General features: G+C 59.7%; 7 protein-coding genes and 1 pseudogene. 5 read left to right on the plus strand and 3 right to left on the minus strand.

Annotated elements, in window-relative coordinates; genetic code table 11:
• Positions 1-73: 73 nt before the first annotated feature.
• Positions 74-1834, plus strand: a complete 1761-nt coding sequence (locus GHO41_RS17655) for an ABC transporter transmembrane domain-containing protein (protein ID WP_048368842.1) — start codon at positions 74-76, stop codon at positions 1832-1834.
• 80 nt (positions 1835-1914) lie between these two features.
• Here GHO41_RS17655 and GHO41_RS17660 read toward each other — a convergent pair whose 3' ends face one another.
• A complete protein-coding gene (locus GHO41_RS17660; protein WP_048368843.1) occupies positions 1915-2196 on the minus strand; it encodes a pyrimidine/purine nucleoside phosphorylase in 282 nt (93 codons plus the stop codon).
• A gap of 90 nt (positions 2197-2286) precedes the next feature.
• Positions 2287-2829, minus strand: coding sequence for an exonuclease domain-containing protein (locus GHO41_RS17665; RefSeq protein ID WP_048368844.1), 543 nt, complete (start codon positions 2827-2829; stop codon positions 2287-2289).
• 210 nt (positions 2830-3039) lie between these two features.
• Here GHO41_RS17665 and GHO41_RS17670 point away from each other — a divergent pair, with 210 nt between their 5' ends.
• Together GHO41_RS17670 and GHO41_RS17675 are read left to right on the plus strand one after the other, a co-directional pair.
• Positions 3040-3816, plus strand: coding sequence for an ABC transporter substrate-binding protein (locus GHO41_RS17670; RefSeq protein ID WP_153434251.1), 777 nt, complete (start codon positions 3040-3042; stop codon positions 3814-3816).
• A gap of 77 nt (positions 3817-3893) precedes the next feature.
• Positions 3894-4475, plus strand: a pseudogene (locus GHO41_RS17675) (GNAT family N-acetyltransferase); the annotation flags it as partial.
• Between the two features lie 96 nt (positions 4476-4571).
• Here the strand turns inward: GHO41_RS17675 and GHO41_RS17680 are convergent.
• Entirely contained in the window at positions 4572-5120 is a 549-nt protein-coding gene (locus tag GHO41_RS17680) for an RNA polymerase factor sigma-70 (protein WP_048368846.1), read from the minus strand.
• A gap of 323 nt (positions 5121-5443) precedes the next feature.
• Between GHO41_RS17680 and GHO41_RS17685 the strand changes: the two genes are divergently transcribed.
• Together GHO41_RS17685 and GHO41_RS17690 are read left to right on the plus strand one after the other, a co-directional pair.
• Positions 5444-6193 (plus strand): thioesterase II family protein, encoded by a 750-nt coding sequence (locus GHO41_RS17685; RefSeq protein WP_153434252.1) that lies wholly within the window; start codon positions 5444-5446, stop codon positions 6191-6193.
• A 71-nt stretch (positions 6194-6264) separates the two neighbouring features.
• On the plus strand, positions 6265-10806 hold a 4542-nt coding region (locus tag GHO41_RS17690; protein WP_153434253.1), incomplete at its 3' end, for a non-ribosomal peptide synthetase.

A 10806-nucleotide genomic window follows, 5' to 3' on the forward strand; every position in this document is an offset into this window, starting at 1 on the left:
ACCAAGTGTTACCCCGGTTCGTTGTAGGCTGTGTGCGGCTTTCAACACTCGACCCCCTTTGCGGAACACCCCCATGCTCTCTTCCCGTCAGCGCCGTGCCATTCGTCTGGTCATTCATTTTGTAGCCCCTTACCGCTGGCATGCGGTCGGCGCCTTGCTGGCCCTGATCGTCACGGCGGGGATCACGCTGTCGATGGGGCAGGGCATTCGTTTGCTCGTCGACAAAGGCTTTATGACCCAATCACCGCACATGCTCAACCAGTCCATTGGGTTGTTTTTGCTGCTGGTGCTGGGCTTGGCGGTGGGCACATTCGTGCGTTTCTACCTGGTGTCGTGGATTGGCGAGCGGGTGGTGGCTGACATTCGTCGACAAGTTTTCAACCACCTGATCGGTTTGCACCCCGGTTTCTACGAGAACAACCGCAGTTCAGAAATCCAGTCGCGGCTGACCACCGACACAACATTGCTGCAATCGGTGATCGGTTCGTCGCTGTCGTTGTTTTTGCGCAACAGCCTGATGGTGATTGGCGGCGTGGTGCTGCTGTTTATCACCAACCCCAAGCTCACCAGCATCGTCGTGGTCGCCTTGCCCTTGGTGTTGTCACCGATCTTGATCTTTGGTCGTCGCGTGCGCAGCTTGTCGCGCCAAAGCCAGGACCGCATCGCCGATGTTGGTAGCTACGTGGCCGAGGCCCTGACCCAGATTAAAACCGTCCAGGCCTACAACCATCAGCAACAAGACCAGCAGCGCTTTGCGCAAACTGTCGAAGGGGCCTTTGCCACGGCGCGCAAACGTATCTTGCAACGGGCCTGGCTGATCACCCTGGTGATCTCGCTGGTGCTGGGCGCGGTCGGCGTCATGCTCTGGGTGGGCGGCATGGATGTTATTGCCGGGCGTATCACGGGCGGTGAACTGGCCGCGTTTGTGTTCTACAGCCTGGTGGTCGGCAGTGCCGTCGGCACCCTGAGTGAAGTGATTGGCGAACTGCAACAGGCGGCAGGCGCGGCAGAGCGGATCAGCGAACTGCTGCAGTCCAAAAGCCAGATCGTTGCACCGGACAGCGGTTTGCAAGTGTTGCCAGAGCGGGTTGAAGGCAACGTGCGTCTCGAAGATGTGTATTTTTCTTACCCGTCGCGTCCCGAAAGCTTCGCGATTGCGGGCCTGAGCCTGACCATCAATGCAGGCGAAACCCTGGCCTTGGTCGGGCCGTCCGGGGCCGGTAAATCGACCTTGTTTGACTTGCTGTTGCGTTTCTATGACCCCCAGCAAGGGCAAATCCTGCTGGAAGGGCGACCTGTCCAGCAACTTGATCCGCACGACTTGCGCCGCTGCTTTGCCCTGGTATCGCAGACCCCGGCGCTGTTTTTTGGCACGGTCGAAGACAACATCCGCTATGGCAACCCGCAGGCAACAGATGCCCAGGTCGAGGCGGCGGCGCGTATTGCCCATGCCCACGACTTCATCCTGCAAATGCCCCAAGGCTATAAAACCCACTTGGGCGATGGCGGTCAGGGGTTGTCGGGCGGGCAGCGGCAACGCCTGGCGATTGCCCGGGCACTGCTGGTGGATGCGCCGATTTTACTGTTGGACGAAGCCACCAGCGCGCTGGATGCGCAAAGTGAACACTTGATCCAGGAAGCGTTGCCCAGCCTGATGAAAGGCCGTACCACGCTGGTGATCGCCCATCGACTGGCGACGGTGCAGAATGCCGATCGCATTGCCGTGATGGATCAGGGCAAGCTGGTGGCGGTGGGCACACATGCCCAATTGATAGCCAGTAACCCGCTGTATGCGCGGTTGGCAGCGTTGCAGTTCAACACGGCGGATAGCTAAAACCGTAGGAGCGAGCTTGCCTCGCGATCTTTTAAACATCAAAAGATCGCGAGACAAGCTCGCTCCTACGCGGGGCTAACTCAGCGGTACTCGCACAGGTAAGCGGTATCTACTGCGACCTCAAGCTGAAACTTGCTGTTGGCCGGTACGTTGAACTGGCTGCCTGTCTTGAATGTTTCAAACTCGCTGCTGCCCGGCAGCTTGACCTTCAGCTCGCCCGAGACGACGTGCATGATTTCACGCTCGGCGGTGCCGAACTCGTATTTACCCGGGGCCATGACGCCAATAGTGGCTTTGCCTTCAGCTTGTGTGAACGCAATCGACTTGACGGTGCCGTCGAAGTATTCGTTGACTTTAAACATGGCGATTCCTCGGAATGGGTTAAAAAGGCTGGCCAGTATGCAGAAGCCGTTTTATCCCGTCACGCCCTTTTGTAGAGGCTCGGCGCTGCACTAAACCCGCAACACCAGAGGCAATAAACGCGCGGTATTGCGCGCATCTTCCAGGGCGCGGTGCTGCTGCCCGCTGAACTGCATACCGGCCAGTTGCAGCGCACTGTTGAGGCCCAGCGGCTGTTTTAGCTGGCGGACCTGGGCAAATTGTTGCTTGAGGTTCATATGCGGCAAACGCGCCAAGGCGCTGTCCAGCTGCTTTTGTTGCCATTCCTGTTCCAGTTGCTTGCGGTCGTACTCACCCCAACTGGCCCAGCCTTCCAGTTTGGGCAGGTGCTGGCCCAGCCAGCGCTCGAACTGCTCCCAAACCTGTCCGGTAGGGCTGGCGTTATCAATATTGGCTTGGGTGATATGGGTTAATTGACGGCAAAAAGCAGTCAGCAGCGGGCGCCGTTGCGGCCGTACAAAACGCTGAAAGTGGTCTATTTCGCGCCCGGCACGGGTGACCACGCTGGCACCGATTTCGATGACTTCCATTTCTTCCAGAGGCCAGCCGCCGTCATCGGTGGTGGCTTCCAAGTCAATTACCAGCCAGTGAGGCATGTGCAGCTTTCCTTAAACAACATCGGCATTGAGGATGCAGCGTAGCTAATGCGCAGCCACGGGGCACTTAATTTGTAGTGGGCCACACCACGTTTGCTTGCTAGTCTAAGCGCGCTTAAATTACGGTCGTACTCGATCTCAGGTCCTGTACCCATTAATAAGTTCCAGTCGCGGGCGTCCCCGATGTGCATAGCGTTTAAGTGTTTGCCAATGTGGATGGTCCGCAGTGTGTTGCTGGCGCTGAGTGTCACCTTGATGTCGCCGGTGTGGGCCGCGCAGGAAATTCGCGTCGGTGCGGCGCATTTTCCGCCGTATATCGTGCGCCCGGAACGCGGTTCCGACACGGGCTTGCTGCAAAAATTGCTGAGCGCGATGAATGAGTTACAAACTGATTATAAATTCACCGCCGTCCCCACCTCGCTGGCGCGCAGGGTGCGTGACTTTGATCAGGGCCGCGTTGACCTGATCCTTTTTGAAAGCTCCAACTGGGGCTGGCAGGGGGTCGATTACGATGCTGTCGACCTTGGCCTTGTCGACTCGGAAGTGTTTATTGCCAAGCAACAGCCGGGGCGTGACCAATCCTACTTTGATGAATTGAAGGGGAAACGGCTGGCGCTTTTTTCCGGCTATCACTACGCCTTTGCAGACTTCAATCCTGCCCCCAGCTACTTGCTCAACCACTTTGACGCGACCTTGACCTACTCTCACGAAAGCAACCTGCAGATGGTCTTGCGCGGGCGGGTAGACATGACCTTGATGACGCGATCCAACCTCAATGACATGCTCAGACACAATCCGCAGTACAAATCTCGCGTGCTGGTATCTGACCGTGCCGACCAGCGCTACCATCACTACGCCTTCATTCGGCCCCATGGCCCGATCAAAGCCGAAGAAGTGACCAAGTTGATCAAAGCGCTAAAGGACAATGGCCAGTTAAAAGCGATTTTTGCCCCTTACAATATTGAACTCGTCGAAACAGAGTCCTAAATTTTGCCCCGCGACCAACGTCACACAGCCTAACTGTTGACGACAATCGTGAGTCCAAAATGACTGCAATCGCTTCGCACCCGCAGCGCCCTGCTAAACCCCAAGGCGAAGTCTATCGGCGCTTCGACCCCCAGCTTGGCGCCTGGATCTCCTTGCGTACGCTGGACATCGAGCTTGACCTCGAACGCTTCAACCGCTGGCAGAACACCCCGCGAGTACTGGCCTTCTGGGATGAAGGGGGCAGCCTTGACGACCATCGCCAGTACCTCGAAAAACTGGCCAACGACCCGCACACCCTGACCTTGATCGGTTGCTTTGACGACCAGCCGTTTGCTTATTTCGAAGCCTATTGGGCCAAAGAAGATCGCATCGCGCCCTTTTACGACGCAGACGATTATGACCGTGGCATTCATATGTTGGTGGGGGAGCAGGCCCATCGCGGGCCGCACAAGGTTGCCAGTTGGTTATCCGCTTTGACCGATTACCTGTTGCAGGACGACCCGCGCACCCGGCGCATCGTGGCCGAGCCTCGTGCTGACAACGACAAAATGATCGGTTACATGCAGGCGCAGGGCTATGCGCGGATCAAGGAATTCGACTTCCCGCACAAACGGGCGGCCTTGATGGTGCTGGAAAGGACAATCGAAAACCAACGCTAAAGCGACGTTCATTTTGTAGGAGCGATCTCGCCTCGCGATCTTTTGATCTTCTCTAGATCTTCAAAGATCGCGAGCCTTCTCACAAAGAAGCTGATTTCAGCGGCGACTAAAGGTATCTGGCTGGCTGCCCGAAACCTTGCGGCAGTGAATCAGTGCGTCGCGGATCATGAAGTTGACCAGTGTCGGCGACACCCCCAGCTCCTTGGCGATGTCTTTTTGCTGCACACCGTGCAAGCGGTACATCTCAAACGCATAACGGGTGCGGCTTGGCAGCTCGGTCAGCGCGTCGGCGATGTTTTCCAGGGTCGAAAAATTGATATGCGAGGTTTCTGGCGAGGCGCCATTGATCACCACATTCAAGCCTTCCTCTTCTGTGCCCGAGTATTTCTGCTCCAGTGCCTGCTTGCGGTAGTGATCAATCGCCAGGTTGCGCACGATCTGGAACAGGTAGCTCAGCTGCGCCTTGAATGACGAGGTGATCTGCGGCGCGGACTGCAAACGGAAGAAAGCGTCCTGCACCACGTCTTCGGCCCGAGATCGGCAGCCGGTGATCCGCGCTGCAATTTTGACCAGGATTAATCGGTTGTCGACAAAGGCTTGAAGTAAGGGTGAGTCACACCTGCTTGTGGACATTTGTTCCGTCATGGAGATCACCTGTGGCTAGTGAAAACGTGCGGGCCATTGCTCGGTTGGCGCCGTCACAGTGCGAAACAAACTAGGCTTAATGATAATGATTGTCAATTGAGAAAGGTAATTAGTAACGATCCTTTCAAGAGATTGAGAAAAGCCTCACATCCCGTGCAGTTCGCTACAAATGGCCACTATCGCAAGGGCTAATTATTTGCCCGGGTCAACCGTTCACAAGGGGCGAAGGTCTGTGTTGCAGACCTGCGATGAACGGTTAACACAGGAGGGTGATATGGCGTTTGCATGTGCACGGGCGGCGTTTTACGGCGGTGGTGCAGACCATGACTGAAGTCATCCAGTTGCGCTTGTTTTGCCTGCCTTACTCCGGCGCCAGCGCCATGGCATACAGCCGTTGGCGCCGCTTGCTGCCCGACTGGCTGCAGGTGCGGCCGCTGGAATTACCGGGGCGCGGGATGCGCATGGACGAGCCCTTGCAGAGCGATATTCGCGCATTGGCCAGCCAGTTGGCCGATGAAATCAGCTCGGAACTGGACCGTCCTTACGCGTTGTTTGGCCACAGCCTGGGCGGTCTGTTGGCCTTTGAACTGGCCCACGCCCTGCGTGAGCGCGTGGTGCCCGAGCCGCTGGCCTTGTTTGCATCTGCCACGGCCGGCCCGGCCCGCCGAGATGTCAGCGAGTACGCGGTGGCCAAGACCAACGCACAACTTATCGAGCGCTTGCGCGAACTCAACGGCACCCCCGAAGAGGTGCTGGCCAATGCCGAACTGATGCACCTGATGCTGCCGATACTGCGCGCCGACTTCCTGTTGTGCGGCAGTTTCAGGCACGACCGACGGGCGCCGTTGCCGCTACCCATTCACGTGTTTGGTGGCAAGCAAGACAGTGTGCGCGCCGAGCAACTGCTCGATTGGCAGGCCGACACCAACTGCGCGTTTTCCCTGGACATGTTTGAAGGCCATCACTTTTTTCTGCACCAGCAAGAAACCGCCTTGTTGCGTTGCCTGCGTCGTTACGCCGAAGAACACCTGCTGCGCTGGCGTCAGCAACAGGTTTGGCGAGTGCCCGGCTAAAGCGGCGCCGTGCTTTCTCGTCTCTCAAACACACCGAATTTATGCAAAGCCGACTTCAGGCAGGAAATCCCATGATGGACGCGTTCGAACTCCCTGGCACCTTGGCCCAAGCCCTGCAACAACGTGCAGCCCGGACCCCGGATCGACTGGCATTACGCTTTTTGGGCGATGACCAGAGTGCCAGCCAGGTGCTGACCTATGCTGACCTGGATTTACGTGCGCGGACCTTTGCCGCAGCCTTGCAGGCCAATGCAGCGGTTGGCGATCGCGCGGTCTTGCTGTTGCCCAGCGGCCCGGACTACGTCGCGGCGTTTTTTGCCTGCCTGTACGCCGGAGTGATCGCCGTTCCGGCGTATCCGCCGGAGTCGTCGCGGCGCCATCATCAGGAGCGTTTGCTGTCGATCCTGAGCGACGCCGAACCGCGCGTACTCCTGACCAGCAGCCATTTGCGCGAGTCCTTACTGGCCCTGCCCGAACTCACCTGCGCCGAGGCGCCCGCGTTGCTGTGTGTCGACAGCCTAGAACCGAGCCTGGGCCAAGGCTGGCAGCCGGTGGTGTTGCAGGCCGATGACATCGCCTTTTTGCAATACACCTCAGGCTCCACCGCCATGCCCAAGGGCGTGCAAGTCACCCACGGCAATCTGGTGGCTAACGAGTTGTTGATTCGCCGTGGATTTGGCATCGATCTCAACCCCGACGACGTGATTGTCAGCTGGTTGCCGCTGTACCACGACATGGGCTTGATCGGCGGCCTGCTGCAACCGATTTTCAGCGGTGTGCCATGCATCCTGATGTCGCCCGCGTACTTTTTGACCCGCCCGCTGCGTTGGCTCGAAGCCATTAGCGAATACGGCGGGACCATCAGCGGCGGGCCGGATTTTGCCTATCGGCTGTGCAGCGAGCGGGTCAGTGAAAACGCGCTGGCCGGGCTGGACTTAAGCCGCTGGCGCGTGGCCTATTCAGGTTCTGAGCCGATCCGCCAGGACACCCTGGTGCGTTTTGCCGAAAAATTTGCCCCGTGCGGTTTTAACTCCGCCAGCTATTTCGCCTCTTACGGGCTGGCCGAGGCTACGTTGTTTGTCGCAGGCGGGCAGCGCGGGCAGGGCATCCCGGCCCTGAACCTGAATGAGCTGGAACTGGCCAACAACCGCATCGTGCCAGGCGACGGCTGCGCGGTGATGAGCTGCGGTACTCAGCAGCCGCAACATGCGGTGCAAATCGTCGACCCACACTCGTTCGAGTCCTTGGCGGATAACCGTGTCGGTGAAGTCTGGGCCTGCGGGCCAAGCATCGCCCACGGCTACTGGCGCAACCCGCACGCCAGCGCCCAGACATTTGTTGCACATCAGGGCGCCACATGGCTGCGCACCGGCGACCTGGGTTTTATCCATGAAGGCCAGCTGTACATCACCGGGCGCTTGAAAGACCTGCTGATCGTGCGCGGCCATAACCTCTACCCGCAAGACATCGAAGCCACCATCGAGCGTGAAGTCGAGGTGGTGCGTAAAGGTCGTGTGGCGGCGTTCGCGGTCAATGTCAAAGGCGAGGAGGGGATTGGCATTGCCGCCGAAATCAGCCGCAGCGTGCAAAAAATCATGCCCGCCAACGCCCTGATCACGGCCATTCGCCAGGCTGTGGCCGAAGCCTGCCAGCAAGCACCAAGCGTGGTCGTATTGCTCAATCCGGGGGCGTTGCCAAAAACCTCCAGCGGCAAACTCCAGCGCTCGGCCTGCCGCAGCCGTCTGGCTGATGGCAGCCTGGACAGCTACGCGCAGTTCCCGTGTGACGACGCTCAGCCGGCCAACAATGATCCGGCGCAGCCAGCCCATCAGTTGGAGGCGCTGATTGCGTGGATCTGGTGCGAGCATTTGCAGGTCGAGCAAGTGGCCGCTGACGATCATTTCTTCCTGCTGGGCGGCAACTCGATTCTGGCCACGCAAACCATCGCCCGCCTGCGTGAAGAACTGAAACTGGAACTCAACCTGCGCCTGTTGTTCGAGGCGCCGACCTTGAGCGCTTTTACGGCCCGGGTCGCGGCGTTGCAGCAGGATGGCGGTCTGGCCCAGGGCAGCATCGTCGGCTTGAGCCGCGATGAGCCGCTGCCGCAATCGCTGGCGCAAAACCGGTTGTGGTTTATGTGGCAGCTCGACCCGCAGAGCAGCGCCTACACCATTCCCGGCGCCTTGCGCTTGCGCGGCGAGCTGAACGAAACCGCGCTGTGCAGCAGCTTCGCGCACTTGGTCGAACGCCACGAAGCCCTGCGCACGCGCTTTTATGAGCGCGATGGCCAAGCCTGGCAGCGGGTTGAGGCCGCCGCGGATTTTGACCTGCAGGTCATTGATATCAGCGATTTACCCGCCGCCGAACGAGAAGCGCGGGCGCAACAGATCCGCGACGACGAAGCCCGCACCCAGTTCGACCTGAGCAACGGCCCGCTGTTCTGGGTCACTTTGGTCAAGCTCGATGACGAAGAGCACCAACTGCTGCTGACCTTGCACCACATCATTGCGGACGGCTGGTCGCTCAACTTGCTCATCGACGAGTTCTCGCGGCTGTATGCGGCGGCCTGCCTGGAGCAACCGTTAGCGCTGGCGCCGCTGACTTTGCACTACGCCGACTACGGCAGTTGGCAGCGCCAATGGCTGGCTCAGGGCGAAGCCGAGCGCCAGCTCGGTTACTGGAAACAACAGCTGGGCGACGAGCAGCCGACCTTGCAACTGGCCACCGATTACCCGCGTTCGGCCGCGCAGCAACACAGCGCGTCGCGCTACAGCGTGCGCCTGGAGGCACCGCTTGCCGAGGCGTTACGTGAGACAGCAAAGGCCCATGACAGCACGCCATTTATGCTGCTGTTGGCGACGTTCCAGACCTTGTTGTATCGCTATACCGGCCAGCGCGATATCCGCATTGGCGTGCCGAGCGCCAACCGCCCGCGTCAGGAAACCCATGGCCTGATCGGCTTTTTCATCAATACCCTGGTGCTGCGCGCGCAACTGGACGGGCGCCTGCCATTTGCCCAATTGCTCGAGCAAACCCGCCTTGCCACGCTGGATGCCCAAGCGCATCAGGACCTGCCTTTTGAGCAGTTGCTGGAAGCCTTCCCGCAGGCCCGCGAACACGGCCTGTTCCAGGTCCTGTTTAATCATCAGCAACGCGACCTGAGTGCTTTGCGGCGTTTGCCGGGCTTGCTCGCCGAAGAGCTGGAATGGCACAGCCGCGAAGCCAAATTCGACTTGCAGTTGCACAGCGAAGAAGACTGTCAGGGCCGCCTGAAACTATCATTCGACTACGCCGATGAACGATTTGAGGCCAGCACCATTGCGCAACTGGCCGAGCATTTTGTCAGCCTCTTGCGCCAAGTTTGCGCTGATAGCCGCCAGGCTCTGGCTGACCTGCACCTGCTCAGCCCGCAGCAATTGCTTGAACAGGCGCGCTGGAGCGAAGCGCCGTGTGCTCCCGCGCAGCAATGGCTGCCACAGCAGCTTGAACAGCAAGCGCAGCTCACCCCGGAGCACATCGCGCTGTTGTGGGACGGCGGCAGCCTCGATTACGCCCATCTGCATGGGCACGCCAACCGCCTGGCCAACTGCTTGCGTGACAAGGGCGTGGGCCCGGATGTGCCGGTGGCGATTGCCGTTGAACGCTCGCCGCAACTGCTGATCGGCCTGCTGGCGATTCTCAAGGCGGGCGGCGCCTATGTGCCTCTGGACCCGGACTACCCGCCCGAGCGTCTGGCCTACATGCTGCAGGATTGCGGTGCAGCACTGTTGCTGACCCAAAGCCATCTGCTGCCGCGTTTGCCGAGTGTCGAGGCCCTTAGTGTGATCGCCATGGACGGCCTCAATCTCGACAGCTGGTCCCCCCATGCGCCGGGGCTGCACCTGCACGGCGACAACCTGGCCTACGTGATTTACACCTCGGGCTCGACCGGCCAGCCCAAAGGCGTCGGCAACACCCATGCGGCCCTCAGCGAGCGTTTGCAGTGGATGCAAACCACCTACGGCTTGGGCGCCGACGATGTGCTGATGCAAAAGGCCCCGATCAGTTTTGACGTGTCAGTGTGGGAGTGCTTCTGGCCGTTGATTACCGGTTGCCGTCTGGTGCTGGCCGGGCCGGGAGAGCACCGCGACCCGCAGCGCATCGCGCAGTTGGTGCAGCAGTTCGGGGTGTCCACGTTGCACTTTGTGCCGCCGTTGTTGCGTCTGTTTGTCGATGAACCGCAGGCCTTGCAGTGCCGCACGTTGCGTCGGCTTTTCAGTGGCGGCGAAGCCATGCCCGCCGAACTGCGCAATCACGTGCTGCAACAATTACCCGCCGTGCAACTGCATAACCGTTACGGCCCGACGGAGACCGCGATCAACGTCACCCACTGGCAGTGTGCTCTTGAGGACGGCGAGCGTTCGCCCATTGGCCGACCCTTGGGCAACGTGGTGTGCCGGGTGCTCGACAGCGAATTGAACCCGCTGCCGGTGGGTGTGCCGGGGGAATTGTGCATCGGCGGCATTGGCCTGGCGCGTGGCTATCTGGAGCGTCCGGGGCTGACGGCTGAGCGCTTTATTGCTGACCCGCTGGGCGAGCCGGGGGCGCGGCTGTACCGCACCGGTGATCAGGTG

The organism is Pseudomonas sp. FSL R10-0399, assembly GCF_009600165.1.
Lineage (GTDB): Bacteria > Pseudomonadota > Gammaproteobacteria > Pseudomonadales > Pseudomonadaceae > Aquipseudomonas > Aquipseudomonas helleri.